Origin of the sequence: Variovorax sp. V116 (assembly GCF_041154435.1) — a bacterium.
GTDB lineage: Bacteria > Pseudomonadota > Gammaproteobacteria > Burkholderiales > Burkholderiaceae_C > Variovorax > Variovorax paradoxus.
Map to the genome: position 1 here is coordinate 5,292,193 of NZ_AP028661.1, position 24,486 is coordinate 5,316,678.

Annotated in this window: 25 protein-coding genes; 12 read left to right on the top strand and 13 right to left on the bottom strand. The window is 68.6% G+C overall.

Annotation, left to right across the window (positions count from 1 at the left end):
• Positions 1 to 3 precede the first annotated feature (3 nt).
• Together ACAM58_RS25370 and ACAM58_RS25375 are read left to right on the top strand one after the other, a co-directional pair.
• Entirely contained in the window at positions 4 to 924 is a 921-nt protein-coding gene (locus ACAM58_RS25370) for a tetratricopeptide repeat protein (protein WP_369663768.1), read from the top strand.
• 115 nt (positions 925 to 1,039) lie between these two features.
• Complete coding sequence (locus tag ACAM58_RS25375; protein ID WP_307593448.1) at positions 1,040 to 1,492, top strand: META domain-containing protein; 453 nt, start codon at positions 1,040 to 1,042, stop codon at positions 1,490 to 1,492.
• A 19-nt stretch (positions 1,493 to 1,511) separates the two neighbouring features.
• Here the strand turns inward: ACAM58_RS25375 and ACAM58_RS25380 are convergent, their stop codons facing one another.
• The 3 genes from ACAM58_RS25380 to ACAM58_RS25390 all read right to left on the bottom strand — a co-directional run bounded on the left by ACAM58_RS25380 (position 1,512) and on the right by ACAM58_RS25390 (position 4,210).
• Positions 1,512 to 2,417 (bottom strand): phosphoribosylaminoimidazolesuccinocarboxamide synthase, encoded by a 906-nt coding sequence (locus ACAM58_RS25380; RefSeq protein ID WP_015867835.1) that lies wholly within the window; start codon positions 2,415 to 2,417, stop codon positions 1,512 to 1,514.
• Between the two features lie 106 nt (positions 2,418 to 2,523).
• Positions 2,524 to 3,588 carry a class II fructose-bisphosphate aldolase gene (fba, locus tag ACAM58_RS25385; RefSeq protein ID WP_018905207.1) on the bottom strand — a complete coding sequence of 355 codons (1,065 nt, stop codon included), beginning with the start codon at positions 3,586 to 3,588 and terminating at the stop codon, positions 2,524 to 2,526.
• A 112-nt stretch (positions 3,589 to 3,700) separates the two neighbouring features.
• Entirely contained in the window at positions 3,701 to 4,210 is a 510-nt protein-coding gene (locus ACAM58_RS25390; protein WP_015867837.1) for an Lrp/AsnC family transcriptional regulator, read from the bottom strand.
• Positions 4,211 to 4,346: 136 nt separating this feature from the next.
• Here ACAM58_RS25390 and ACAM58_RS25395 point away from each other — a divergent pair, with 136 nt between their 5' ends.
• A complete protein-coding gene (locus tag ACAM58_RS25395) occupies positions 4,347 to 5,363 on the top strand; it encodes a 1-aminocyclopropane-1-carboxylate deaminase (RefSeq protein ID WP_015867838.1) in 1,017 nt (338 codons plus the stop codon).
• Between the two features lie 6 nt (positions 5,364 to 5,369).
• On the opposite strand, the gene pyk is transcribed toward ACAM58_RS25395, so the two are convergent.
• The 3 genes from pyk to ACAM58_RS25410 all read right to left on the bottom strand — a co-directional run bounded on the left by pyk (position 5,370) and on the right by ACAM58_RS25410 (position 9,099).
• On the bottom strand, positions 5,370 to 6,818 hold the full coding sequence (gene pyk / locus ACAM58_RS25400; protein ID WP_062364063.1) for a pyruvate kinase: 1,449 nt from the start codon (positions 6,816 to 6,818) through the stop codon (positions 5,370 to 5,372).
• A gap of 84 nt (positions 6,819 to 6,902) precedes the next feature.
• Entirely contained in the window at positions 6,903 to 8,096 is a 1,194-nt protein-coding gene (locus ACAM58_RS25405) for a phosphoglycerate kinase (protein ID WP_026284084.1), read from the bottom strand.
• Between the two features lie 94 nt (positions 8,097 to 8,190).
• Complete coding sequence (locus ACAM58_RS25410; RefSeq protein WP_018905209.1) at positions 8,191 to 9,099, bottom strand: LysR family transcriptional regulator; 909 nt, start codon at positions 9,097 to 9,099, stop codon at positions 8,191 to 8,193.
• Between the two features lie 89 nt (positions 9,100 to 9,188).
• Here ACAM58_RS25410 and ACAM58_RS25415 point away from each other — a divergent pair, with 89 nt between their 5' ends.
• Genes ACAM58_RS25415 through ACAM58_RS25440 form a run of 6 tightly spaced genes read left to right on the top strand, consistent with a single transcriptional unit; the run spans position 9,189 to position 14,706 of the window.
• On the top strand, positions 9,189 to 9,737 hold the full coding sequence (locus ACAM58_RS25415; RefSeq protein ID WP_018905210.1) for a VOC family protein: 549 nt from the start codon (positions 9,189 to 9,191) through the stop codon (positions 9,735 to 9,737).
• Positions 9,730 to 10,851, top strand: coding sequence for an alpha/beta hydrolase family protein (locus ACAM58_RS25420; RefSeq protein WP_369663769.1), 1,122 nt, complete (start codon positions 9,730 to 9,732; stop codon positions 10,849 to 10,851). Before ACAM58_RS25415 ends, ACAM58_RS25420 begins: the two co-directional genes overlap by 8 nt.
• 7 nt (positions 10,852 to 10,858) lie before the next feature.
• Positions 10,859 to 12,511 carry an FAD-dependent oxidoreductase gene (locus tag ACAM58_RS25425; RefSeq protein ID WP_369663770.1) on the top strand — a complete coding sequence of 551 codons (1,653 nt, stop codon included), beginning with the start codon at positions 10,859 to 10,861 and terminating at the stop codon, positions 12,509 to 12,511.
• Positions 12,511 to 12,717, top strand: a complete 207-nt coding sequence (locus ACAM58_RS25430) for a DUF2783 domain-containing protein (protein WP_307593460.1) — start codon at positions 12,511 to 12,513, stop codon at positions 12,715 to 12,717. Before ACAM58_RS25425 ends, ACAM58_RS25430 begins: the two co-directional genes overlap by 1 nt.
• Positions 12,714 to 13,691, top strand: coding sequence for an MBL fold metallo-hydrolase (locus ACAM58_RS25435; protein WP_369663771.1), 978 nt, complete (start codon positions 12,714 to 12,716; stop codon positions 13,689 to 13,691). Before ACAM58_RS25430 ends, ACAM58_RS25435 begins: the two co-directional genes overlap by 4 nt.
• A 40-nt stretch (positions 13,692 to 13,731) precedes the next feature.
• Positions 13,732 to 14,706 carry a Bug family tripartite tricarboxylate transporter substrate binding protein gene (locus tag ACAM58_RS25440; protein WP_369663772.1) on the top strand — a complete coding sequence of 325 codons (975 nt, stop codon included), beginning with the start codon at positions 13,732 to 13,734 and terminating at the stop codon, positions 14,704 to 14,706.
• Between the two features lie 13 nt (positions 14,707 to 14,719).
• Here the strand turns inward: ACAM58_RS25440 and ACAM58_RS25445 are convergent, their stop codons facing one another.
• The 5 genes from ACAM58_RS25445 to def are packed head-to-tail and all read right to left on the bottom strand — an operon-like array spanning position 14,720 to position 17,763.
• A complete protein-coding gene (locus ACAM58_RS25445) occupies positions 14,720 to 15,055 on the bottom strand; it encodes an AzlD domain-containing protein (protein WP_018905216.1) in 336 nt (111 codons plus the stop codon).
• Positions 15,052 to 15,792, bottom strand: a complete 741-nt coding sequence (locus ACAM58_RS25450; RefSeq protein ID WP_369663773.1) for an AzlC family ABC transporter permease — start codon at positions 15,790 to 15,792, stop codon at positions 15,052 to 15,054. Before ACAM58_RS25450 ends, ACAM58_RS25445 begins: the two co-directional genes overlap by 4 nt.
• Positions 15,792 to 16,748 (bottom strand): methionyl-tRNA formyltransferase, encoded by a 957-nt coding sequence (fmt, locus tag ACAM58_RS25455; protein WP_018905218.1) that lies wholly within the window; start codon positions 16,746 to 16,748, stop codon positions 15,792 to 15,794. The genes ACAM58_RS25450 and fmt overlap by 1 nt, the downstream gene beginning before the upstream one ends.
• The gene (locus ACAM58_RS25460) at positions 16,745 to 17,245 is read right to left on the bottom strand and encodes a hypothetical protein (protein WP_018905219.1); all 501 of its coding nucleotides are present in this window, start codon (positions 17,243 to 17,245) and stop codon (positions 16,745 to 16,747) included. Before ACAM58_RS25460 ends, fmt begins: the two co-directional genes overlap by 4 nt.
• Positions 17,242 to 17,763 carry a peptide deformylase gene (gene def, locus ACAM58_RS25465; RefSeq protein ID WP_015867852.1) on the bottom strand — a complete coding sequence of 174 codons (522 nt, stop codon included), beginning with the start codon at positions 17,761 to 17,763 and terminating at the stop codon, positions 17,242 to 17,244. Before def ends, ACAM58_RS25460 begins: the two co-directional genes overlap by 4 nt.
• A 160-nt stretch (positions 17,764 to 17,923) precedes the next feature.
• On the opposite strand from def, the gene ACAM58_RS25470 reads away from it, so the two are divergent.
• From ACAM58_RS25470 to ACAM58_RS25480, 3 genes are all read left to right on the top strand, one after another.
• Positions 17,924 to 19,141, top strand: coding sequence for a LysM peptidoglycan-binding domain-containing protein (locus ACAM58_RS25470; RefSeq protein ID WP_369663774.1), 1,218 nt, complete (start codon positions 17,924 to 17,926; stop codon positions 19,139 to 19,141).
• 33 nt (positions 19,142 to 19,174) lie between these two features.
• Positions 19,175 to 20,329 carry a DNA-processing protein DprA gene (dprA, locus tag ACAM58_RS25475; protein WP_062364040.1) on the top strand — a complete coding sequence of 385 codons (1,155 nt, stop codon included), beginning with the start codon at positions 19,175 to 19,177 and terminating at the stop codon, positions 20,327 to 20,329.
• A 101-nt stretch (positions 20,330 to 20,430) separates the two neighbouring features.
• Positions 20,431 to 20,949: a DUF494 family protein gene (locus ACAM58_RS25480; protein ID WP_369663775.1), complete on the top strand. Its 519-nt coding sequence runs from the start codon at positions 20,431 to 20,433 to the stop codon at positions 20,947 to 20,949.
• 4 nt (positions 20,950 to 20,953) lie between these two features.
• Here the strand turns inward: ACAM58_RS25480 and ACAM58_RS25485 are convergent, their stop codons facing one another.
• Positions 20,954 to 23,368, bottom strand: a complete 2,415-nt coding sequence (locus ACAM58_RS25485; protein WP_369663776.1) for a DUF1631 family protein — start codon at positions 23,366 to 23,368, stop codon at positions 20,954 to 20,956.
• Between the two features lie 140 nt (positions 23,369 to 23,508).
• Positions 23,509 to 24,468 carry a protein translocase subunit SecF gene (gene secF / locus ACAM58_RS25490; protein WP_015867857.1) on the bottom strand — a complete coding sequence of 320 codons (960 nt, stop codon included), beginning with the start codon at positions 24,466 to 24,468 and terminating at the stop codon, positions 23,509 to 23,511.
• Positions 24,469 to 24,486 lie beyond the last annotated feature (18 nt).

Here is a 24,486-nt window from a genome sequence, read left to right on the forward strand (position 1 = left end):
CCGATGATCGACATCACTCTCGAAAATTTTCAGGCTGAACTGATCGAAGGCTCGGTCGCCACGCCGGTGCTGCTCGACATCTGGGCCGAATGGTGCGGACCGTGCAAGCAGCTCGGCCCGGTGCTCGAAAAGCTCGAAACCGAGTACGCCGGGCGCTTCACGCTGGCCAAGCTGGACGCCGACAAGGTGCCCCAGATCTCCTCGCAGCTGTCCGAAATGTTCGGCGTGCGCAGCATCCCGTTCTGCGTGATGTTCAAGGACGGCCAGCCGGTGGACGGCTTCGTCGGCGCCATTCCCGCCGACAAGATCCGCGAATTCCTCGACAAGCACGTGCCCGCCGCCGAGCAGGTCGAAGCCGCCTCCCAGGAGGCCGCGGCCCAGGAAGCGCTGGCCGAAGGCGACACCGAGGGCGCCCTCGAGCGGCTGCAGCACGCCGTGGCCACCGACCCGGCCAATGACGATGCGCGCTTCGACTACGTCAAGCTGCTGCTGCAGATGGGCCGCATCGACGATGCCAAGGTGGCGTTCGCGCCGGTGATCGCCAGGACCACGCTGGTGCGCCGCTTCGATTCGCTGCAGCGCTGGATGGACGCGATCGATTTTGCGGCGCCGGCCTCGGGTGCCGCGCCCGCCATCGCCGAGTTCGACGCGAAGATCGCCGCCGGCAAGCGCGACTTCGACGCCCGCTTCGGCCGCGCCCGCCTGCTGATGGCCGGGCAGCGCTGGACCGACGCCATGGACGAGCTGCTCGAGATCCTGATGCGCGACAAGGCCTGGAACGAGGAGCTCGCGCGCAAGACCTACATCGCGATCCTCGACCTGATCGAGCCGCCCAAGGTGAAGGTGGCGGACGGGCAGATTCCGCCGGACGATCCGGTGGTGGCCACCTACCGCCGCCGGCTCAGCAGCGTCGTGCTGAGCTGAGCCGGGCAAGCGCGGCCGATTGCGGCAGGCGCACGCATCTTGGCGAGCCGGGGCGGCCTCGCATACGATGGCGGCGATTCAACTTGTTGCAATTGAGAAGAAGGACACCCCGGCCATGCGCTTTCCCGCCCGCCACCGCGCCCGCATCGCGCTTTCCGTTTTCGCGACCGCACTGATGGCCGCCGCCCTGGCCGGCTGCGGCAGCGGCATCAGCCTCGACGAGCCGATCGAGGGGCCGGTCTGGCGCCTGGTGCAACTGGGCGACGAGCCCGTGGCGTCCGGCGGCGAAGCGCAGATCCAGTTCGACCGCAGCAGCGGGCGCGTCAGCGGAACGGGCGGCTGCAACCGCGTGTCGGGGTCGTTCACGCGCAGCGGCATCACGCTGCGCATCGGCCAGCTGGCCTCGACCCGCATGGCCTGCGCGGATCCGGTGCGCGGCGCCAACGAGGCGCAATTCATCTCGGCGCTGCAGACCACCGCAACTTATCGCCTCGCCGGCCCGGGACGGCTCGCGCTGCTCGACGCGAGCGGGCGCACGGTGGCCACGCTGAATTCGGCGAGCCGCTGAAGCGGCGCGCCCTTTTTCCTCAGCCCGTGAGCCGCTCGAGCGCTTCGCGGTATTTGGCCGCGGTCTTTTCGATGACCTCGGCCGGCAGGCGCGGCGCCGGCGGGGTCTTGTCCCAGGGCTTGCCGTTGATCTTGGTGGCTTCGAGCCAGTCGCGCACGAACTGCTTGTCGTAGCTCGGCGGATTGGCGCCCGCGGCCAGCGCGGCCTGGTAGCCCTCGACCGGCCAGTAGCGCGAGCTGTCGGGCGTGAGCACCTCGTCCATCAGCACCAGCGTGCCGGCCTCGTCCAGGCCGAACTCGAACTTGGTGTCGGCAATGATCATTCCCTTGCCCAGCGCGATCTGCGCGGCGGTTTCGTAGATCTCCAGGCTGGTCTCGCGGATCTGCTGCGCCAGCTTGGGGCCGACGATCTCGACCACGCGGTCGTAGCTGATGTTTTCGTCGTGCTCGCCGGCCGCGGCCTTGGCGGCGGGCGTGAAGATCGGGCGCGGCAGCTTGCTGGCGTTGGTGAGCCCTTCGGGCAGCGGCACGCCGCAGACCGAACGGCTTTCCTGGTATTCCTTCCAGCCGCTGCCGGCCAGGTAGCCGCGCACCACGGCCTCGACCGGGATCGGCGTCAGGCGCTTGACCAGCATCGAGCGGCCGGTGACCTGCGGCACTTCTTCGGGCGTGACCACGCTCTCGGGCGCTTCGCCCGTCAGGTGGTTGGGGCACAGCTGGCCGAGGCGGTCGAACCACCACAGCGCCATCTGCGTGAGGATCTCGCCCTTGCCCGGGATCGGCTCGCCCATGATCACGTCGAAGGCGCTGAGCCGGTCGCTCGCGACCATCAGGATGCGGTCTTCGCCGACGGCGTAGTTGTCTCGCACCTTGCCGCGCGCAAGCAGGGGCAGGCTCTGGATGGAAGAGGTGTGGACGGTGGTCATGGAACGGTGCTGCTGTGCGGAAACGGGTGACGGGGGAAAACGGATTGTGCGCGCAGAAAAAAGCCACCGCGAACGGTGGCCTGCGATTCGCGGAAAAAGTTTGTCTTCAGACCACTTCTTGCGCGAGTTCGCCCTTGGCGTACTTGGCGGCGACCACCTGCAGCGTGTCGCCCTTGATCTTGGCGCCCTGGCCTTCACAGCCGAACTCGATGTAGCGCTGCTTGCAGATCAGCCTGGCGGCTTCGCGCGCGGGCTTGAGCCATTCGCGGGCGTCGAACTTCTCGGGGTTCTCGGCCAGGAACTTGCGCACCGCACCGGTCATGGCCAGGCGGATGTCGGTGTCGATGTTGATCTTGCGCACGCCGTGCTTGATGGCTTCCTGGATTTCCTTCACGGGCACGCCGTAGGTTTCCTTCATGTTGCCGCCGTACTGGCGAATGATGGCCAGCAGCTCCTGCGGCACGCTCGACGAGCCGTGCATCACCAGGTGGGTGTTGGGAATGCGGCGGTGGATTTCCTTGATGCGGTCGATCGCCAGGATGTCGCCGGTGGGCTCGCGCGTGAACTTGTAGGCGCCGTGGCTGGTGCCGATGGCAATGGCCAGCGCGTCGATCTGGGTGCGCTTGACGAAGTCGGCGGCCTGCTCGGGATCGGTGAGCAGCTGCTCGCGCGTCATGGTGTCGTCGGTGCCGTGGCCGTCTTCCTTGTCGCCCTTCATGGTTTCGAGCGAGCCGAGGCAGCCGAGCTCGCCTTCGACGGTCACGCCCAGGCGGTGGGCCATGTCCGACACCTTCTTGGTGACGTCCACGTTGTAGTCGTAGCTGGCGATGGTCTTGCCGTCGGCCTCGAGCGAGCCGTCCATCATCACCGAGCTGAAGCCCAGGTCGATGGCGCCCTTGCAGACGTCCGGGTTCTGGCCGTGGTCCTGGTGCATGACCAGCGGGATGTTCGGGTACTGCTCGATCGCGGCCTGGATCAGGTGCTTGATGAAGGCTTCGCCGGCGTATTTGCGGGCACCGGCGCTGGCCTGCAGGATGACGGGCGCGCCGGTTTCCTTGGCGGCCTCCATCACGGCCTGGACCTGTTCGAGGTTGTTGACGTTGAAGGCCGGAATGCCGTAGCCGTTGGCGGCTGCGTGGTCCAGCAGTTCGCGCATCGAGACGAGTGCCATGGGAAATACCTCGCGGAAATAGGGGAAAAAGAAGGCGGAAAGTCGAGAGAAAACTGCCCCAATTCTATCGAGCCCCCTTGTGGGACGGCACTGACACGCGGCGCGGGCGCTCCTAGATGGGCAGCTGCGTGGTCGACAGCACCTGCTTGAGCACCACGAAGGTCCGGATCTGCCGCACGCCCGGCAGGTACAGCAGCTGCTCGGCATGCAGGCGGTTGAAGCTGTCGTTGTCGCGCGTTCGCACGAGCATGAAGTAGTCGAACTCGCCCGTCACCACGTGGCATTCGAGGCAGCCCGAGACCTTTTGCGCGGCCTTCTCGAAATCGGCGAAGGAATCGGGCGTGGAGCGGTCGAGCACCACGCCGATCATCACCAGCATGCCGAGCTCCAGCGCCTGGGCGTCGAGCAGCGCCACGATGCCCTTGACGAGCCCCGCGGCCTTGAGCCGCTCCACGCGGCGCAGGCAGGCCGGCGCGCTCAGGTTGACCTTGGCGGCCAGCGCCACGTTGGACACCGAGGCATCGCGCTGCAGGGCGCGCAGGATCGCGCGATCGGTGCGGTCGAGCTCCGCCGCCGCTTCGGCCGCCTGCGCCGGCGTGGTACGCAACTTTGTTGTGCTCATTGGGGTATTGGCAAATCAAAAATCTCTGATTTCCCGATCTTGTCTTTTTTTGCGCCGCAATTCCACCAAAGTTTGCAAGCACGTTTCGGCGGCTTCTTCCTACGATCGATGGCATCCCTTTCCTGGAGCAGCACCGATGAACCTGAAGAAATTCCCGCGCCACGCGCTCACCTTCGGCCCCACGCCGATCCATCCGCTCAAGCGCCTGAGCGCCCACCTGGGCGGCGAGGTCGAGCTCTACGCCAAGCGCGAGGACTGCAACAGCGGCCTGGCCTTCGGCGGCAACAAGACGCGCAAGCTCGAATACCTGATTCCCGAGGCGCTCGAGGGCGGCTACGACACGCTGGTGTCGATCGGCGGCATCCAGTCGAACCAGACGCGCCAAGTGGCGGCGGTGGCCGCGCACCTGGGCCTGAAGTGCGTGCTGGTGCAGGAGAACTGGGTCAACTATTCCGATGCGGTGTACGACCGCGTCGGCAACATCGAGATGTCCCGCATCATGGGCGCCGACGTGCGGCTGGACAGCGCGGGCTTCGACATCGGCATCCGCAAGAGCTGGGAAGAAGCCATGGCCGACGTGCGCAAGGCCGGCGGCAAGCCCTTTCCGATTCCGGCCGGCTGCTCGGAGCATCCGCGCGGCGGCCTGGGCTTCGTCGGCTTTGCCGAGGAAGTGCGGCAGCAGGAGGCCGAGCTGGGCTTCAAGTTCGACTACATCGTGACCTGCTCGGTCACGGGCAGCACGCAGGCCGGCATGGTGGTGGGTTTCGCGGCCGACGGCCGGGCCGACCGCGTGATCGGCATCGACGCCTCGGCCAAGCCCGAGCAGACCTTCGCGCAGATCGTGCGCATTGCCAAGGGCACGGCCGAGCTGGTCGAGCTGGGCCGCGACATCACCGACAAGGACGTGGTGCTCGACCGCCGCTTCGGCGGCCCCGAATACGGCCTGCCCAACGAAGGCACGCTGGAATCGATCCGCCTCTGCGCGCGCCTGGAAGGCATGCTGACCGACCCCGTGTACGAGGGCAAGTCGATGCACGGGATGATCGAGAAGGTGCGCCTGGGCGAATTCCCGGCCGGCTCGAAGGTGCTCTATGCGCACCTGGGCGGCGTGCCCGCGCTGAACGCCTACAGCTTTCTGTTCCGCAACGGCTGAGCGAACTCAGCTGGCGCGGCAGATCTTGAGCATGTTGGTGCCGCCGGGGGCGCCCATCGGCTCGCCGCAGGTGATGGCGTAGACGTCGCCGGTCTGCACGATGCCGCGCTTCTTCAGGTGGGCCTCGGCCTGCTCGAGCGCGGTGTCGCGGTCGCTCTCCGAATCCATCAACAGCGGGCGCACGTTGCGGTAGAGCGCCATGCGGCGCTGCGTGGCCAGGCGCGAGGTCAGTGCGTACATCGGGATGTGCGCGCGGTGGCGGCTCATCCACAGCGGCGTGGAGCCCGACTCGGTGAGCGCGACGATGGCCTTGGCGCCCAGGTGGTGGGCCGTGAACAGCGCGCCCATGGCAATCGACTGGTCGATGCGGCTGTAGGTCTTGCCGCTGAAGTCGGCGTCCAGCGTCTTGTCCTCGGCCGCCTCGGCAGCTTCGCAGATGCGGCTCATCTCCTGCACGGTCTCGAGCGGATAGCGGCCCGAGGCGGTTTCGGCCGAGAGCATCACGGCGTCGGTGCCGTCGAGCACGGCGTTGGCCACGTCGCTCACCTCGGCGCGCGTCGGCACCGGGTTGGTGATCATCGACTCCATCATCTGGGTCGCGGTGATCACCACCTTGTCCATGTCGCGCGCCATGCGGATCATTTTTTTCTGCAGCGCCGGCACGGCGGCATTGCCCACCTCCACGGCGAGGTCGCCGCGCGCCACCATGATGCCGTCGCTCGCGCGCAGGATCTCTTCCAGCTTGGGAATGGCCTCGGCGCGCTCGATCTTGGCGATGAGGCCCGGCTTGTGGCCGTACTCGGCCGCGGCCACGTTGCACAGCTGGCGCGCCATTTCCATGTCGGTGGCGTTCTTGGGAAAGCTCACGGCCACGTAGTCGGCCTGGAAGCTCATCGCGGTCTTGATGTCTTCCATGTCCTTGGCCGTCAACGCGGGGGCGGTGAGGCCGCCGCCCTGCTTGTTGATGCCCTTGTTGTTGGAGAGCTCGCCGCCGAGCTTGACGGTGGTGTGCACCGCCTCGCCGCGAACCGCGTCGACCGTGAGCACGATGAGGCCGTCGTTCAGCAGCAGCCGGTCGCCGGGGCGCACGTCGCGCGGCAGGTCCTTGTAGTCGAGGCCCACAGCCTCGGCGTCGCCGGGCTCGGTGCGCGAGGCGTCGAGCACGAACTTGGCGCCCGGCTCGAGCCAGACCTTGCCCTGCGCGAACTTGCCGACGCGGATCTTGGGGCCCTGCAGGTCGGCCATGATCGCCACCTCGCGGCCCGTCTTGCGTGCGGCCTCGCGCACCATGGCGGCGCGGTCGATGTGGTCCTGCGCGGTGCCATGGCTGAAATTGAGCCGCACCACGCTGACCTTGTTCAGGATCATCTGCTCCAGCAGCTCGGGCGTGTTGGACGCCGGGCCGAGCGTGGCGACGATCTTGGTGGCGTGGCGGGGAAGGCGATCCGTGATCATTGAGCTTGTCTCCATTTTGTATCCGCTACTGTATACACTTTGTGCGACAACAGGAAGCGGGCACCGCGGCGCGGGCGCGAAAAATCAGCCCGCGGCACGCTTGGCAAGGATTTCGAAAGCGGGAAGCGTCTTGCCCTCGAGCACTTCGAGGAAGGCGCCGCCGCCGGTCGAGATGTAGCCGACCTGCTTCTCGATGCCGTACTTGGCAATGGCCGCGAGCGTGTCGCCGCCGCCGGCAATCGAGAAGGCGCTGCTCTCGGCAATGGCCTGGGCGATGGCCTTGGTGCCGCCCGCGAAGGCGTCGAACTCGAACACGCCCACCGGGCCGTTCCAGACGATGGTGCCGGCCTTGCGCAATTGCGCGGCCAGGATCGCGGCGGTCTTGGGGCCGATGTCCAGGATCAGGTCGTCGTCGGCCACGGAGTCCGCGTCCTTGACGGTGGCGGGCGCATCGGCCGCGAAGGTCTTGGCCGTGACCACGTCCACCGGGATCGGCACGTCGGCGCCGCGCGCGCGCATGGCTTCGATCACCGCCTTGGCCTGGTTGACCAGGTCGGGCTCGGCCAGCGACTTGCCGATCGAAAGGCCGGCCGCGAGCATGAAGGTGTTGGCGATGCCGCCGCCGACGATCAGCTGGTCGACGTTGGCCGACAGGCTCTTCAAGATGGTGAGCTTGGTGCTGACCTTGGAGCCCGCCACGATGGCCACCAGCGGCCGCTTGGGCTGGGCCAGCGCCTTGGTGATGGCGTCGATCTCGGCCGCGAGCAGCGGACCGGCCGCCGCCACCTTGGCGAACTGCGCAATGCCGTAGGTGGTGGCTTCGGCGCGGTGGGCGGTGCCGAAGGCGTCGTTCACGTAGATGTCGGTGAGCGCGGCAAGCTTGCGGGCCAGGCCTTCGTCGTTCTTCTTCTCGCCCTTGTTGACGCGGCAGTTCTCGAGCAGCACGACCTGGCCGGGCTTCACGTCGACGCCGTCGACCCAGTTGGCGACCAGCGGCACTTCGCGGCCGAGCAGCTCGCCCAGGCGCTTGGCGACGGGGGCGAGCGAGTCCTCGGGCTTGAATTCGCCTTCGGTCGGGCGGCCCAGGTGCGAGGTCACCATCACGGCGGCGCCGGCGTCGAGCGCCAGCTGGATGCAGGGCACCGAGGCGCGGATGCGCGTGTCTTCGGTGATGTTGCCGGCATCGTCCTGCGGCACGTTGAGGTCGGCACGAATGAAGACGCGCTGGCCGGCGGCCTTGCCCTGCGCGCAGAGGTCGGTGAATCGAATGACGTTCATGGATCTGGAGAAGGTGGTGGAAGACAGGTCGCCTTCCATTGTAGGTTTGGCCCCGGCGCCGCTCTATGCGCCTCGTGCGGCCCGCCGATGCTTTTCATCCGGCCCTGGGCTGCGTCCGGGCATGGCGCTCGAGGATCTCGACAAAGCTCGCGGCAGCCGGCGAGAGGGTGCGCCGCGCCGCGCTGTAGATGCACACCTCGCGGTGGAAGTCGGGCGATTCGAGCCGCACCATCTGCAGGCCGTGGGCGCGCACCAGCGGCGCCGAATAGGTCGGGCACACCGTGAGCCCGAGCCCCGAGGCCACCATGCCGAGCGCGGTGGTCATGTACGACACCTCCTGGGTGCCCGGGCGCAGCATGAGCTCGCGCTCGGCCGGCGCCAGCTCGGGCAGCACGCGCTGGCGGAAGTCGCGCGTGGGCGCGATGAAGGTGTAGGGGCCGAGTTCATGCCAGCGCACCTTGCGGCGCTTCGCAAAGGCGTGGCCGGGCGGGCAGATCAGCCAGTGCCGGTCGCGAAAGAGGGTGCGGCGCTCGACGGCGCCGTCGACCGCCACGTCCTGCCCCACCGCAAGCTCCACGTCACCGGCCGTCACGCCGGCCAGCAGGTGCTCGGGCAGCGTGTCGGCCAGGCGCACATCGACGTCGGGGAACGCCTCGCGGTAGAGCGCGATCACGCGCGGCATCAGCGTGCAGGCCATGAGCTGCGGCGCTGCAAGCCGCAACAGCCCTTTCTTCTTGTCACGCAAATCCGTGACGCCGGCCACCGCGCCCGCAAGGTCGCCCAGCAGCCGGTGCACCGAGGGCAGGAACTCGCGCCCGGCCTCGGACAACTGCACGCGCCGCGTGTGGCGGTCGAGCAGCTGCACGCCCATCTCGCGCTCGAGCTCGCGCACCAGCACGCTGAGCGCCGACTGCGTGAGGTGCAGCTGCTGCGCGGCCGCGGTGAAGCTGCCGGTCTCGGCCACGGCCGCGAAGGCGCGCAATTGGCGCAGGGTCAGATTCATATGTTTATTTCATCAATCGATGAATTAATTTCGATTGCATCATAAGACGCGGCATTGCCCAATCGCGGCTCACCGGAGACCACAAAGCCATGCCGACGACCGCCCCCGCGGCCCCGCCAGTTCGCGGGCTGCACCATTTCGCCTGGCGCTGCCGCGACAGCGAGGAAACCCGCCGCTTCTACGAAGACCTGCTGGGCCTGCCGCTTGCGCACGTCATCAAGAGCGACCACGTACCGAGCACGGGCGAGTACTGCCCTTACGTGCACATCTTCTTTCGCATGCGCGACGGTTCGTACATCGCCTTCTTCGACCTGGGCGACGACATCGCCGCGCTGCCCTCGCCCAACACGCCGGCGTGGGTCAACCACATCGCGCTGCGGGTCGATTCCGTGGCCGACCTGCTCGCCGCCAAGGCACGGCTCGAGGGCGCCGGCGTCGAGGTGCTGGGCGTGACCGACCACCACATCATCGAATCGATCTACTTCTTCGATCCCAACGGCCTTCGCGTCGAGCTCACCACGCCGACGGTGCCGCAGGCCGAGATGGAGGCGCATGCACTGCGCGCCCGCGCAGACCTCGATGCGTGGACCGCGCGCAAGGCCGGGCTGCGCGCAGCGAAGGACGCGTCGCATGCCTGAGCTGCAACTCGCCGTCATCGACGTGAAGCCCGGCGCGGCCATGGAGAGCCAGTCGGGCCTGCAGATGCTGCGCCCACGCATCTACGGCGCCTTCCGCGCGCCGCCGGGCCCGAAAAGAATCGCGGCCATCGTGATGCATCCGACCAGCAACTTCATGGGCCACTACCTGATCGGCCCGCTGGCCGAGCGCGGCATCTGCTGCATGGGGCTGAACTCGCGCTACGTGGGCAACGACACGGTGCTGCTGATGGAGCGTGCGATCCAGGACCTGGGCGCCGGCGTGCAGTACCTGCGCGCGGCCGGCTACGAGAAGGTGTTCCTGGTCGGCAACTCCGGCGGCGCGGCGCTCTCGGCCTTCTACCAGGCGCAGGCCGAGAAGCTCACCGCCACCCACCTGCCCGACGGCGACCCCACGCACCTGCACCCGGCCGACCTGCCGCCCGTGGACGGCATTGCGCTGTGCGCCGCGCACCTGGGCCGCACGCGGCTGATGCGCGACTGGATCGACCCCTCGGTCACCGACGAGCACGACCCGCTCTCGGTGGACCCCGAGCTCGACATGTACGACCCGCGCCACCGCATGCCCTACGACCGCGGCTTTCTCGCGCGCTTCAGCGCGGCGCAGCAGGCGCGGCTCGATCGCATCGAGCAGTGGTGCGTCGACCGCCTCGCGCTGCTGCGCGGCACCCCGGGCGCACCGCGCGACCAGACCTTCATCGTCTACCGCACGCATGCCGATCCGCGCTGCGTGGATCTGTCGCTCGATGCCAACGACCGCCTGCCGGGCAGCGTGTGGGGCGATGCGCGCCAGGTCAACTACTCGGCCAATGCGATGGGCCGCACCACTTCGCTCACGGCCTTCCTCTCGCAATGGTCTTCGCGCTCGCAGGCCGACGGGCCAACGAATCTCGCGCGCACCGCGGTGCCGAAGCTGCTGCTGACCTACACCGGCGACCAGTCGACCTTCCCGAGCACGCGCGATGCGTGGATGGCCGCGGGCGGCGCGCGCATCCGCAATGTCGACATCGTGGGCGGCAACCACTACCTCGCGGGCCAGCCCGAGCTGATTCCCAAGGCGGCCGATGCCATCGCCGAATTCGCCCACGCGCTGTAGAGGAGCCATGGAAAGCTTTGCATTTGCACCGGCCTACGAGCTGCCGGTCTGGCCGTTCACGCCACCGCCCGAACTGGGCCGTACGGAGATCGTCCGCCACCCGATCGTGATCGTCGGCGCCGGCCCCTCGGGCCTCACGCTGGCCTGCGACCTCGCGCAGCGCGGCGTGCGCGCGGTGCTGCTCGACGAGGACGACACCGTCGGCGTGCGCGGCGCGTCCTCGCGCGGCATCTGCTATGCGCAGAAGAGCCTCGAGATCTTCGAGCGCCTGGGCATCTGCGAGCGCATCGCGGCCAAGGGCATCACCTGGTCGCTCGGGCGCACCTTCTCGGGCGAGCAGGAGGTCTACAGCTTCAACCTGCAGGCGGAGAGCGTCTCGAGGCAGCCACCCTTCATCAACCTGCAGCAGTTCTACATCGAGTGGTTCCTGGTCGAGCGCATCCTCGAACTCGGCCTCACCGACGTGCGCTGGAAGAGCCGCGTGACGCGCATCGAGCCCCTGAGCGATGGCGTGCGCATCGACATTGAAACGCCCGCCGGCCGCTACACGATCGAAGCCGACCGCCTGATCGATGCGACCGGCGCCAACAGCCCGATCCGCACGCAGCTCGGCATCGACGCGCATGCCTCGCGCAGCACCGACCGCTGGTGCATCAGCGACGTGCGCTTCAAGAAGCCGCTGCCCACCGAGCGCTGGACCTGGGTCGACGCGCCCTTCAACGAGGGCCGCGGCGTCTGGCAGCACCTGATGGCCGACGGCGTCTGGCGTATCGACTACCAGATGCCCGAGGACTGCGACACCGCCCACATCAGCCGGCCCGAAGTGGCGGGCGCGCGGCTGCGCGAGCAGCTCGGGCCGGGCGTGGAGTTCGAGTTCGTCTGGATCGGCCCGTACGGCTACCGCGACCACCTGCTCGACAGTTTCCGCCACGGCCGCGTGTTCTTCATCGGCGATGCCGCGCACGTGGTGAGCCCCTTCGGCGCGCGCGGCGGCAACAGCGGCATCCAGGATGCGGCCAACCTCGGCTGGAAGCTGGCGCTGGTCGTGCAAGGCCAAGCGAACGATGCGCTGCTCGACAGCTACGACGCCGAACGGCGGCCGGCCGCGAAGGAGAACCTGAAGGTCACGAGCCGCTCGGCGCGCTTTCTTGCGCCGCGCTCGCCGGCCGAGCACACGCTGCGCCGCGCGGTGGTGGCGCTGGCCGCGCGCCATCCGTTCGCGCGTGCGCTGGTCAACACCGGCCGCATGTCGGTCGCCAACGACTATCCGCCCGCGCCGCAGCTGCCGGAAGGCGCACGCACGGTGCAGAACCTGCCGCTGCGCTGGGCCGATGGCCGCGAGACCACGCTGATGCAGCTGCTGGCCGAGGGCACGCAGTGCCTGGGCCTGTGGCTGGCACCCACACGCGCCGCGGCCGCCGCGGCGATGGATGCCACGGCGGCGCTGCCGCTGCGCCTGCTCGCGATCGGCGGCGACAGCGGGCTGCCGGCGCTGCAGGCCGACGAGACGCTCGTGCGCCACCTCGGCCTGCGCGACGCGGGCAGCTTCGTGCTCGTGCGGCCCGATGCCTACCGCGCCGCGACGCTGCCGCGCGCCACGCCCGATGCCATCGCCGCCGCGCTGCGCACCGCGCTCGCCCTCGACCACCACGCCCCATGATGATCACCGAGCCCCGCATCCCCGACCCTGACGGCTTCTACGCCGCGCTGCTCGCCGCGCACGAGGGCCTCGGCGAAGCGCAGAGCGCCGACCTCAACGCCCGCCTCGTGCTGCTGCTGGCCAACCAGTGCGGCGACCAAGCCGTGCTGCTCGCCTGCATCCACGCCGCGGCCGAAGACCCCACGACAACTCCGGAAACCCCATGACCGCCAACGTCTCCTTTGCCTCGGCGTCCGACACGCGCGAGCAGAAGCCGCAGCTGCGCGAACTCGCACCCAACGTGTACGGCTACATCAGCGACTTCGATCCCAACTGCGGCTTCGTCGTCGGTGACGAGCAGGTGGTGCTGATCGACACGCGCCCCACACCGCGCATGGCGCGCGACTTTCTCGCAGCCATCCGCACGGTGACCGACAAACCGATCAAGACCATCGTGCTCACGCACTACCACGCGGTGCGCGTGATGGGCGCGAGCGCTTTCGGCGAGGTCGAGGCCATCATCGCGAGCAACGGCACGCTGGACTGGATCCGCACGCGCGGCCAGGCCGATTTCGATTCCGAGGTCGGCCGCTTCCCGCGCCTCTTCGCGGGCGTGGAAGAGATCCCGGGCCTGACCTTCCCGACGCAGAGCTTCGAGCGCGAGATGAGCCTGTGGCTCGGCCCTGGCCGCAGCCAAGGCCGCGAGCTTCGCCTGATGGCGCTGGGCCGCGGCCATTCGAGCGGCGACACGGTCGCGTGGCTGCCCGACTGCGGCGTGCTGTTCTCGGGCGACGTGGTCGAGAACCACTGCGGCGTCTACGCCGGCGACGCCTACATCGGCGACTGGTCCGGCACGCTCGATGCGGTGCGCGCGCTGAAGCCGCGCGTGCTGGTGCCGGGCCGCGGCGCCGTGCTGCAGGGCGAGGCCGAATGCGCCGAGGCCATCGGACTCACCCAGGCCTTTCTCCAGGCCTTGCTCGACAGCGTGAAGGCCGGCATGGCCGCGGGCGAAACGCTCAAGGGCTGCTTCGCACGCGCCGAAGCGGCCATGGCGCCGCGCTTCGGCAGCTGGCCCGTGTTCCAGCACGTGCTGCCCTTCGACGTCTCGCGCGCCTACGACGAACTGCGCGGCATCGAACACCCCGTGGTGTGGACCGCGGAGCGCGACCGCGAACTGTGGCAGACGCTGCGCGGCGAATGAGCTGAACAGATTCCAAGACAAGCAATGGAGACAAGAAACGATGAAGCGACTGATTCCCCTCATGGCCGCGGCCCTCGCGCTGGCGAGCCCTTTCGCATCGGCGCAGCAGCCTGCCGCCTACCCGAGCCAGCCCGTCAAATGGATCGTGCCCTACGTGGCCGGCGGCGGCACCGACAACCTCGCGCGCTCGCTGGCCGAGGCGATGCAGCCGTCGCTCGGGCAGCCGCTCATCATCGACAACCGGCCCGGCGCCTCGACCAACATCGGCGTCTCGGTGCTGATGCAGGCCAGGCCCGACGGCTACACCATCATGCAGGCCGAGAACGCGGCGCTGCTCTTCAACGAGCACATGTTCGCCAAGCTGCCCTACAAGCCCGCGAGCGACTTCACCTACATCGGCGCCATCGGCCGCTTTCCGGTAGCGCTGGTGGTGCACCCGGACTTTCCCGCGAAGAACGTGGCCGAGTTCGTGCGCTACGTGAAGGCCAACCCGGAGAAGGCGAGCTATGCCTCGCCCGGCAATGGCTCGCCGCACCACATGGCGATGGAGCTCTTCAAGCAGAAGGCCGGCCTGACGATCACGCACGTGCCCTACAAGGGCGCCGCGCCCGCCATGACCGACCTGATGGGCGGCCAGGTGCCCACGATGATGCTCGACCTGGCCTCGGGCCTGCCGATCATCAAGGCTGGCAAGGTGCGGGTGCTGGCCATCGCGCTGCCGCAGCGCGCGAGCGCACTGCCCGAGGTGCCCACCTTCGTCGAGGCCGGCTTCAGCGACGTCAACGCCTATGCCTTCCACGGCCTGATCGGCCCGGCCGGCATGCCGCCCGAGGCGGTGGCGCGCATCAACGGCGAACTGCACAAGGCGATGAAGGCGCCCAAGGTGGCGAAGCTGTTCTCGGAGTTCGGCTTCGAGGCGCTGCCGGGCACGCCGCAGGATTTCTACAAGCTCTCGCGTGCCGAGAGCGAGCGCTGGGGCAGGATCATCCAGGCCGCCGGCGTGAAGCTGGACTGAAAAGAAGCACGGCCTACCAGCCCAGGCCCAGGTGCAGCGGCAAGTACACCGCCATGCCCGCGAGCATCGTGCCGAGCACGCCGCGCCGCCAGTAGTAGTAAGCGGCGCCGACCACGGCCGCATACAGGCGGGCGTCGTGCAGCGTGGTGATCAGGTGGCCCTGGGTCATCACGATCTCGGGCGCGATCACGCCGGCCAGCGCGGCGGCCGGTGCGTAATGCAGCGCACGGTGCGCCCACTCGGGCAGGCCCCAGGGCCGGTCGAGGATGAAGAAGAAGCAGCGCGTGAGCACCGTGACCGCGGCCAGCCCGACGATCACGCCCATCGTCCACAGGTCGGTGCCCTTCACTTGTCGTCCTCCGCGTCGGGGTCGAGCCCGAACCGCTTCTCGAGCCAGAAGCACAGCAGCACCGCGGCGCCGATGGCCACCACGATGTTGAGCTTGAGCGGCAGGGCATAGGCGGCCACCGCGGTGGCGCTCGCGACCAGCGCGGCCAGCACGCGCAGCCGGGTGGTGGCCATCGAGCAGACGATTGCCACCAGGCTCAGCACGCCGGCAAAGCCCAGGCCCCAGCTCTGCGGAATGAAGTTGGCCAGCGCAATGCCCAGAAGGCTCATGCCCATCCAGGAGCACCAGGTCACGAAGTAGTTGCCCGTGAGGTAGGCCTCCTGCGACTGCTGCTCGGCAGCGGTGGCCGGCGGCGCGGCGTACTGCCGAGTGAAGAGCGCATAGCTCAGGTCGGCCGTGAGGTAGCCGTGCGTCATGCGGCGCCAGCGCGGCATGTGCATGAGGTAGGGCCGCAGGTGCAGGCTGAAGACCACGAAGCGCAGGTTGACGCAAAAGCCCGTGGCCAGGATCACCCAGGCCGGCGCGCCCGCGAACAGCAGCGGAATGGCCGCGAGCTGGGAGCTGCCGGCGTAGACCAGCAGCGTCATGGCCACCGACTCCAGCACGCTCATGTCCGACTTGACCATGGCCACGCCGGTCATGAGGCCCCAGGCGCCGATGCCCAGCGCGGCCGAGGACATGTCGCGGATGCCGGCGCGGAATTCGGGGCGGCGGCGAATGGCTGCGGAAAGGAACATCAGCCGAACCGCTGCCCGGGCTTCAGGTCGAAGCCGCGCAGGAAGTCGGCCACGGCCAGGCGCTTGCCGCCGGGCCGCTGCAGTTCGGTGGCCATCACCACCGAGCCGGCCGCCGCCACCGCCACGCCGGCGTCGCTCACGGCCAGCAGGGTGCCCGGCGCGGCCGAAACCTCGGCCGGCGGCGCCGCATGCGCGGCCCAGAGCTTGATGGTCTCGCCATCGAGCACGCTGTTGGCGCCCGGGAACGGGTCGAAGGCCCGGATGCGCCGCACGATCGCGTCGGCCGGCTGGTTCCAGTCGATCTGGGCTTCGTGCTTCTCGACCTTGCTGGCGTAGGTGACGCCTTCGGCCGGCTGCGGCGTGCGCGCGAGGCGGCCGATGTCGGCCAGCGCCTGGACGATCAGGCGGCCGCCCAGCTCGGCCAGCCGGTCGTGCAGCCGCGCGGTGGTGTCGCTGCCGATGTCGACGGCTTCGCGCAGCAGCATGTCGCCGGTGTCCAGGCCGGCGTCCATCTGCATGATGGTGATGCCGGTCTGCGCGTCGCCGGCCTCGATGGCGCGATGGATCGGCGCCGCGCCGCGCCAGCGCGGCAGCAGGCTGGCGTGGATGTTGAGGCATCCGTGCACCGGCAGGTCGAGCACCCATTGCGGCAGGATGAGGCCGTAGGCCGCCACCACCATCACGTCGGGCCGGGCCGCCAGCAGGGCCTCGCGCGCGGCCACGGCGTCTTGCGGGTACTTGCCGTCCAGCCGCAGGCTGCGCGGCTGCGCCACCGGCCAGCCGTGGGCAACGGCGCATTGCTTGACGGGCGAGGCCTGCAGCTTCATGCCGCGGCCCGCGGGCCGGTCGGGCTGGCTCAGCACCAGCGCGATCTCATGGCCGGCGGCGGCAATGGCTTCGAGCGCGGCGCGCGCGAACTCGGGCGTGCCCGCAAAAACGACTTTCAGCGGGGTCAATCGCGGATCCGATCGAGTTCGAGGTCGTCCCCCGTGTGATAGCGGCGGACCACGCCGGTGGGGTCGATGTAGATATAGAGCATGCGGCGCTCGTTCACGGCCTTGTAGCGCCAGCTCCAGACCACGCCGTCGAAGGAGCTGACGCGGCTGGTTTCATAGGGCCGGCCGTAGAAGGCGAGCACATCGTTCTGGCGCCACTGGCCGACCTTGATGTCGTGGCCGAAGCGCGCCTCGCTGAGCACCTGGGTCACGGAGACGACCTTGCCGGAGGCGTCGACGTCGATGTCGACCACCTCGAAGCCCGCCGGCATGCGCGAATACTGCAGGCGCTCGCCGCCGCCATTGAGCGGATAGCGGCCCGTGGGCGCACCCAGGCGCTGCAGGGTTTCGGCGGCGGTGGTGCCGGGGGCAATGCGCGTGGGTTCGCTGGCGCAGCCCGCGAGCATGAGCCCTGCTGCGGCAAGGCCGAGCGCCCAGGGCCGCAGGGAAGCTGTCACGCCCGGCCCTCTTTGGCCTCTTCGCGCTGCTGCTTGAGCAGCTTGCTCTTGATGCGGTTGCGCTTGAGCGGCGACAGGTATTCGACGAACACCTTGCCCAGCAGGTGGTCGAGCTCGTGCTGGATGCACACGGCCAGGAGGCCTTCGGCCTCGATGGTGCGCAGCTCGCCGTTCTCGTCCAGCGCCTGGACCTTGACCGAGGTGGAACGCATGACGCCGTCGTAGATGCCCGGCACCGAAAGGCAGCCCTCTTCGTTCAACACCTTTTCGTCGCTTGCCCAGATAATTTCGGGATTGATGAGCACCAGCGGCTCGTTGCGCTCCTCGGACACGTCGATGACGACCAGCCGCTCGTGCACGTCGACCTGGGTCGCGGCCAGGCCGATGCCGCTGGCGTCGTACATGGTCTCGAGCATGTCGGCCACCAGGGCCTTGATGCGCGCGTCGACGCCCTGCACGGGCTTGGCAACCGTGTGCAGGCGCTTGTCCGGGTAACTCAGAATGATTCGTTTGGCCATGAAACAGGGAGAAAGTTGTGGCTATTTTCGCCAATTCCGCGACGCGGCGACTCCGGATCGCCTGAAAACGTTGCCCTCCCAAGGGCTTCGGGCGCAGAATTCGTAGCAAATTGTGAGATTCGTATGTGCGCCGATACGCGGCGCGCTCACCCATCCAGACATGAAAAAGCTCCGAATCACTGTCCGCCAGCGCCCGCATCTTCTCGCCACGTTGGCTGCCCTTGCGGTGATCACCGGCGGCACGACGGCGGCCTGGGCACAGAACTACCCCATCACGCCACAGCAGCGCGCCACCGCCCAGCAAACCGCCCAGACCGGCGTTCCGCTGAGCGAACTGGCGCCCAATGCGCCCGACGAATACACGGTCAAGCCCGGCGACACGCTCTGGGCGATCTCGCGCCTGTACCTGCTGCGTCCCTGGCGCTGGCCGGAACTGTGGGGCATGAACATCAGCGAGATCGCGAACCCGCACCGCATCTACCCCGGCCAGGTCCTCTACCTGGACAAGACCGGCGGCCGCGCACGCCTGACCATGCGCCGCGGCGCGGGCGGCAGCGCCGATGGCGGCACCATCAAGCTGTCGCCGCGCACGCGCTTCGACTCGCTGGCCGGCATGGCCCTGCCCACGCTCAACCCGAGCATCATCGAGCCCTTCCTGAGCGAGCCGATCGTGGTCGATGCCGACACGCTGCAGGCCGCGCCGCGCATCGTTGCCGGCAACGACAGCCGCGTCCTGCTGTCGCGCGGCGACCGCGCCTATGCGCGCGGCAATGCCGAGACGCCGCTGCTCGAAACGCCGGGCCCGCTGAAGAATTTCCGCGTGTTCCGCAGCGCCACGCCTCTCAAGGACCCGGGAACCGGTGAAATCCTCGGCTACGAGGCGCAGTACCTGGGCAAGGCGCAGCTCCAGCGCGGCGAATCGACCACGGTCGAAACCACCGACGACAAGGACGTCATCACCGTGGTGCCGGCCAGCGTCGACATCATCGCGGCGCGCGAGGAAATCCGCGCCGGCGACCGCCTGCTGCCCGAGCCACCGCGCCAGCTGCTGAGCTATGTGCCGCGCGCGCCCTCCTCGCAGGTCGAGGGCCGCATCATCTCGGTCTATGGCAACGCGGTGCAGTTCGCGGCCCAGAACCAGGTGGTGGCCATCAACAAGGGCACCCGCGACGGCATCGACAGCGGCCACGTGCTGGCCATCCTGAAGAACGGCGAGACCATTCTCGACCGCACCGGCGCGCGCAAGGAAACCATCAAGCTGCCGAACGAACGCATCGGCCTCTTGATGGTGTTCCGGCCCTTCGAAAAGGTTTCGTACGCACTGGTGCTCGAGATCACCGACACTCCGAAGGCGGGCGACTTCCTCGTCAATCCCTGACACTTTTTCCGCTTTCTTCTTTCTCCGCTTCATTTGGACCGAGCAGAACTCGCAGGCTGGCTGCGGCTTTCACTGACGCCGGGCATCGGCGATGGCGCCGCGCGCCGGCTGCTGGCGGCTTTCGGCCTGCCCGAGAAAGTCTTTGCGCAGACCGGCGAGGCGCTGCGCCAGGTGGTGTCGGCGGCGCAGGCCGACGCGCTGCACCAACCGCCGCCGGGCTTGCAGGCCCAAGTCGACCAGACCTGGCAGTGGCTGCAGCCCGGCCACGATGACGGTGCCGCGCGCCGCCTGGTCACGCTGGGCGATGCCGCCTACCCCGCCTCGCTGCTCGAGATGGCCGACCCGCCGCTGATGCTCTACGTGCTCGGCGCCGCGGACTTCGACCTGACCCAACTCGGCCACAGCATTGCGGTGGTCGGCAGCCGCAATCCCACGCCGCAGGGCGCCGCCAACGCCCGCGCCTTTGCGCGCGCGCTGGGCGACGCGGGCCTGCCGGTGGTGTCGGGCCTCGCGCTCGGCGTCGATGGCGCCGCGCACCAGGGCGCACTCGATGCGGCCGGCGACATGCCGCGGCTGGCCACGGTGGCCGTGGTGGGCACCGGCCTGGACCGCGTCTATCCGGCGCGGCACCGCGACCTCGCGCACCGCATCACGCTGCAGGGCCTGATCGTGAGCGAGCTGCCGCTCGGCACGCCGCCGCTCACGCAGAACTTTCCCAAGCGCAACCGCCTCATCGCCGGCCTGGCGCGCGGCACGCTGGTGGTCGAGGCCGCGCTCGCCTCGGGCTCGCTGATCACCGCGCGGCTCACCTCGGAGCAGGGCAAGGAAGTGTTCGCCATTCCGGGCTCGATCCATTCGCCGCAGTCGCGCGGCTGCCATGCGCTGATCCGCCAGGGCGCGAAGCTGGTCGAATCGGTCAACGACATCCTCGAGGAGCTGCCGTCTTTTCTGCACGCGGGCAGCGCGGCGGCACCGGCGGCCGTGAACGGCGATGCCGGCGCCGTGTCCGCCGCGCGCGAAGAACCCTTGCTGGACGCGCTCGGTTTCGATCCCGTGAGCCTGGACGCGCTGGGCGCGCGCACCGGCTGGAGCGCCGCCGCGCTGCAGGCCAGGCTGCTCGAACTCGAGCTCGACGGCCACGTCGCGCGGCTGCCCGGCGGCCTGTTCCAGAGAGCGGCCATCGGCTGACGCCCGGGCCCGCGCCCGCTTTTTCGTGAAACACCGCGAAGTGACACGAGGTGCATGAAGCCCTGGGGGCGAGCCATCGTTTCCTCGGCTATATTGGGCCCATGTTCGAAGTGCTCGTGTTTGTCTACGAAAACTATTGGCGCGGCGATGCCTGCCCCGAACCCCAGCAATTGGGCCGCAAGCTCAGCGCCCACGGCTTCGAGCCCGAAGAAATCCGCGATGCGCTGCACTGGCTCGACGGCCTGAGCCTTGCCACCCAGGGCCTGCAGTTCGAACGAAGTCCCGGCGACGACACCGTGGCCACGGTCACGCTGCGCGGCGCGCCCGAAGCGGCCCTGCCCCAGTCGGACAACGCCATGCGGGTCTACTCGCAGGCCGAGCAGGAGCATCTGGGCGCCGACTGCCTGGGCTTCATCCGCTTTCTCGAATCGTCGAACGTGCTGTCCTGCGGCCTGCGCGAGATCGTCATCGAGCGCGCCATGGCGGCGCCGGGCGATCCGGTCGCGCTCGACGAGCTCAAGATCATCGTGCTGATGGTGCACTGGAGCACCGGGATCGAGCCCGATGCGCTGGTGCTCGACGAACTCTGCGAAAGCCGCGAAGGCCGCGTCGCGCACTAGCCGGCTAGTTCAGCAGGCGCTCCGGATTCGCATCGAGCTTGGCCAGCGCCTCGCGCGTGGCGCGCACCGTGAGCGTTTCTTCCTCGGCGGGCACCAGCAGGCCGGCCTGCAGGTAGTTGGCCAGCCGGCCGACCTGGATCAGGAAGCTGCGGCCGTCGGCCGAGGCGAACAGGTGCAGTTGCTTGCGGTCGCTGCGCCAGACGAACTGCACCTGGCTCACGCGGTCGTTGTGGTCGAGCATGAACCAGTTGCCCACCTCCAGCTCGTGGGCCCAGGCCAGCATGTCTTCGGCCGGTACGCCGCCCACGGTGTCGGCCACGACCTCGATCGAGGCTGCATCCACGCCCAGCAGCAGTTCGATGCTGGTCGCATCGAGCGGCAGGCTGGAGGCGCCGCCGTCGTCGGTGACGAAATCTTCCAGGTGCGCGAGGCGCTCGGCCATCGCCTCGATCTTGGCCGCGGGAATGGCCTCGGTCTTCGACAGGAAGGCATCGGACAAGGTGGCGCCGATGGCCTTGATGTGGGCTTCCTGCGGCTCGTCGATGATGCCCAGCAGGTTCATGCCCAGGCGCAGGCGCTGCAGCAGCTGCGGCAGGTCCTGGATCACGCGGGCGCGGTCGGCGCGGTTGGGCTTGGCGCTCGCCGCCCACACCAGCTCGGAGGCCACGCGCTTGAGCATCACCGTCTGCTCGCCCTGGGCGCCGTAGCGCAGCGCGGCAATCGCCAGCACCTCGGCCCAGACCTTGAAGAGGAACTCGCGGATCTCCTCGCGCACCGGCATGTCGTTGAGCATCTTGCGCAGCTCGATGGTGTACTGGATCGCCATCGTTTCCTTCTGCTCGACTTGCTGCGCCACGCTCATGACGCGCTGGGTGGCGTCGCTTTGCGTGAGATAGCGGTTCAGGAAGGCCACGAACTCGTCGAACACCAGCTTGAAGACGCGCTGGCCGGTTTCGGGATACTGCTCGATCACCTGCACCACGCGGCGGATCTCGCCCTCGAGCGCACTGCCCGAGATGGCCGCGGCATCGAAGCCCATCACGCAGGAGCCCATGCGGTCGATCAGCATGCGCGCCGGGTGCTGCAGCGTGCCGAAGAACTCGGGCTCGGCAATGGCCACGCGCAGCACCGGCATCTGCAGGCGCGCAAACCACACGCGCGCCGAGAAGGGAATGCGCTCCTCGGCAAGGATGGCCTGGAACATGAGCGCGACGATCTCGACCGTGGCCTTGTCGGCGGTGGTGGGCGCCTTTTTCTTGAGTTCCGCGCTGCGCCGCCGAAGGTCGACCGAGGCCTGCTGGATGAGGGTGGCCTGCTCCGCGGCGCCCGGCGCCGAGCCCTGCATGTACTGCGTGGCGGCGGCCCGGTAGGCGGCTTCGGCCTCGGCGATCATGCCGGCGAAGGTCTGGGAGACGGCACGCGGGGCAGCCGCACCGGTCGCGCCGGACCCCGCGACGGCCGCATGGCCGTCCATTCCCGTGGTCGTCATCGAAGCCGAAGGCGAGGCCGGCGTTTCCGCGCCGATGCGCGCGGCGACAAAGCGCTTGAGGCTCAGCAGCGCCGTCTGCGCACGCTGGCGCGCGGCCAGCAGCGGCGAGCCGCCCGTGGTGAAGGCCGGCGCGGACGGCGCGAACGCCCCCCGTGCCTGCGGGGATGTATCGGCACCGCCCTGGCGCTGCACGGCCCCTGCTGGCCGCATGGCGCCGCCGGCATGGGGCGAGGCCGGCATCGTGGCCGGCCCGGTGGCGCCGCCGCCGGTGGTGCTGCTGCCGGTGCGGCGCACGAAACTCTTGAGATCGATTTCGGGCATCACGCCCTGCGAAACCAGGAAGGCGTTGGCGTCTTCGTAGGCCTTGACGACCACGCCGACCAGCTGCTGCTGCACGGTGTCCTGCACGCGGGCCCAGAGCGCGCGGCTCAGGCCGGCCGCCAGCCACTGGTCCACCAGCAGCCGGGCCAGGGTTTCGGGCCTGAGCACGTCGTGGGCGTCGAGTTCTGCGGTGCCTTCCAGGAACTGGATGCGCAGCCGCAGGTCGCTGAGTTCGAAGCTGGCCTTGTCGTGGATCAGCTGCGCCAGGCGCGACGACAGGATGCTGCTCTCCATGGCATCGTCGCCGATGAGTTCGAGCCGCAGCTTCGCGGCCGGCGCGGCGGGCACCGCACCTGCTGGCGCGTCTACCGACTTGCGCCAGCCCGCCTGCGCGAGCGACACCCATTGCGAGGCCTGGCCCTGGAACGCCACGAAGTCGTCGCGGCTCTCCTGCATGGCGCGCGCACTGCCGATTTCCGAGGCCTGCTGCGTCAGGCGATCCCGTATCGCCTGCGCCAGCGGGACGATGACGCCCTCGGTGGCGCGAACGAAGCGCTCGCGCGTCTCGCGTGCGAGCTGCAGGGAGGAAGCGGACCGCGCGGTGCTCATTGAAGGATCAGGAAGGCCAACGGGACTCTATTTTTCGGCGAAAGCCGAGAGCTTGCATCGGCAAGCGCCACCGCACAAGTGTGCATCACCTGCGGCATGGCGGCGGGCTTTGCGCGGCGCGTCCCGTTGATCCGGCGCAATCAGACCACGGCGCCGGCGTTCGGGTCGTCCTCGGAGCCGCCGTCGCGCTTGGCCGGGCCGCCCTTGATCAGGTCTTCGCGCTTGATGCCCAGCCACATGGCAATGGCCGCCGCCACGAAGCAGGACGAGTAGATGCCAAAGCAGATGCCAATGGTCAGCGCCAGCGCAAAGTAATGCAGCGTCGGGCCGCCGAAGAAGAACATCGAGAGCACCACCAGCTGCGTCGAGCCGTGCGTGATGATGGTGCGGCTGATGGTCGAGGTGATCGCGTTGTCGATGATCTCGACGGTGTTCATCTTGCGGTAGCGCCGGAAGTTCTCGCGCACCCGGTCGAAGATCACGACCGATTCGTTGACCGAGTAGCCCAGCACCGCCAGCACCGCCGCCAGCACCGCGAGCGAGAACTCCCACTGGAAGAAGGCGAAGAAGCCCAGGATGATGACCACGTCGTGCAGGTTGGCGAGCACGGTGGCAAGCGCAAACTTCCATTCGAAGCGGATCGCCAGGTAGATCATGATGCCCACCACCACCATGCCGAGTGCCTTGAGCCCGTTGGTGGTGAGCTCCTCGCCGACCTGCGGGCCGACCACCTCGATGCCGCGCTGCGTGGCCGAGGGATCGACCGACTTGAGCGCCTGCATGACCTGCGCGCTCTGCTGGTCGGAGCTCATGCCCTTTTGCGCCGGCAGGCGGATCTGCACGTCGCGCGAGGTGCCGTAGCTCTGCACCTGCACGTCGGGGTAGCCGAGCTTGCCGATGGCCTCGCGCACCTTGCCGATGTCGGCGGACTGCTGGTAGGCCACCTCCATCACGGTGCCGCCCGTGAACTCCACCGACAGGTGCAGCCCGCGGTGCAGCAGGAAGAACACCGCCAGCGCGAAGGTGACGAAGGAGACGATGTTCAGCACCAGCGCGTGGCGCATGAACGGGATGGTCTTGTGGATGCGGAAGAATTCCATGGCGCTTGTCCTTGACCT

Coding starts and splice junctions, on each gene's coding strand:
- ACAM58_RS25410 (WP_018905209.1), bottom strand. CDS start 9,099: ATGAATCTGACCCTGCGCCAATTGCGCGCCTTCGCGGCCGTGGCCGAG.
- ACAM58_RS25440 (WP_369663772.1), top strand. CDS start 13,732: ATGAAGCGACTGATTCCCCTCATGGCCGCGGCCCTCGCGCTGGCGAGC.
- fba (WP_018905207.1), bottom strand. CDS start 3,588: ATGGCACTCGTCTCGATGCGCGAACTGCTGGACCACGCAGCCGCCAAC.
- ACAM58_RS25395 (WP_015867838.1), top strand. CDS start 4,347: ATGAACCTGAAGAAATTCCCGCGCCACGCGCTCACCTTCGGCCCCACG.
- pyk (WP_062364063.1), bottom strand. CDS start 6,818: ATGATCACGGATCGCCTTCCCCGCCACGCCACCAAGATCGTCGCCACG.
- ACAM58_RS25485 (WP_369663776.1), bottom strand. CDS start 23,368: ATGAGCACCGCGCGGTCCGCTTCCTCCCTGCAGCTCGCACGCGAGACG.
- ACAM58_RS25415 (WP_018905210.1), top strand. CDS start 9,189: ATGCCGACGACCGCCCCCGCGGCCCCGCCAGTTCGCGGGCTGCACCAT.
- ACAM58_RS25370 (WP_369663768.1), top strand. CDS start 4: ATGATCGACATCACTCTCGAAAATTTTCAGGCTGAACTGATCGAAGGC.
- def (WP_015867852.1), bottom strand. CDS start 17,763: ATGGCCAAACGAATCATTCTGAGTTACCCGGACAAGCGCCTGCACACG.
- ACAM58_RS25470 (WP_369663774.1), top strand. CDS start 17,924: ATGAAAAAGCTCCGAATCACTGTCCGCCAGCGCCCGCATCTTCTCGCC.
- ACAM58_RS25435 (WP_369663771.1), top strand. CDS start 12,714: ATGACCGCCAACGTCTCCTTTGCCTCGGCGTCCGACACGCGCGAGCAG.
- ACAM58_RS25405 (WP_026284084.1), bottom strand. CDS start 8,096: ATGAACGTCATTCGATTCACCGACCTCTGCGCGCAGGGCAAGGCCGCC.
- ACAM58_RS25420 (WP_369663769.1), top strand. CDS start 9,730: ATGCCTGAGCTGCAACTCGCCGTCATCGACGTGAAGCCCGGCGCGGCC.
- ACAM58_RS25480 (WP_369663775.1), top strand. CDS start 20,431: ATGTTCGAAGTGCTCGTGTTTGTCTACGAAAACTATTGGCGCGGCGAT.
- ACAM58_RS25425 (WP_369663770.1), top strand. CDS start 10,859: ATGGAAAGCTTTGCATTTGCACCGGCCTACGAGCTGCCGGTCTGGCCG.
- ACAM58_RS25380 (WP_015867835.1), bottom strand. CDS start 2,417: ATGACCACCGTCCACACCTCTTCCATCCAGAGCCTGCCCCTGCTTGCG.
- secF (WP_015867857.1), bottom strand. CDS start 24,468: ATGGAATTCTTCCGCATCCACAAGACCATCCCGTTCATGCGCCACGCG.
- ACAM58_RS25390 (WP_015867837.1), bottom strand. CDS start 4,210: ATGAGCACAACAAAGTTGCGTACCACGCCGGCGCAGGCGGCCGAAGCG.
- ACAM58_RS25375 (WP_307593448.1), top strand. CDS start 1,040: ATGCGCTTTCCCGCCCGCCACCGCGCCCGCATCGCGCTTTCCGTTTTC.
- ACAM58_RS25430 (WP_307593460.1), top strand. CDS start 12,511: ATGATCACCGAGCCCCGCATCCCCGACCCTGACGGCTTCTACGCCGCG.
- ACAM58_RS25450 (WP_369663773.1), bottom strand. CDS start 15,792: ATGTTCCTTTCCGCAGCCATTCGCCGCCGCCCCGAATTCCGCGCCGGC.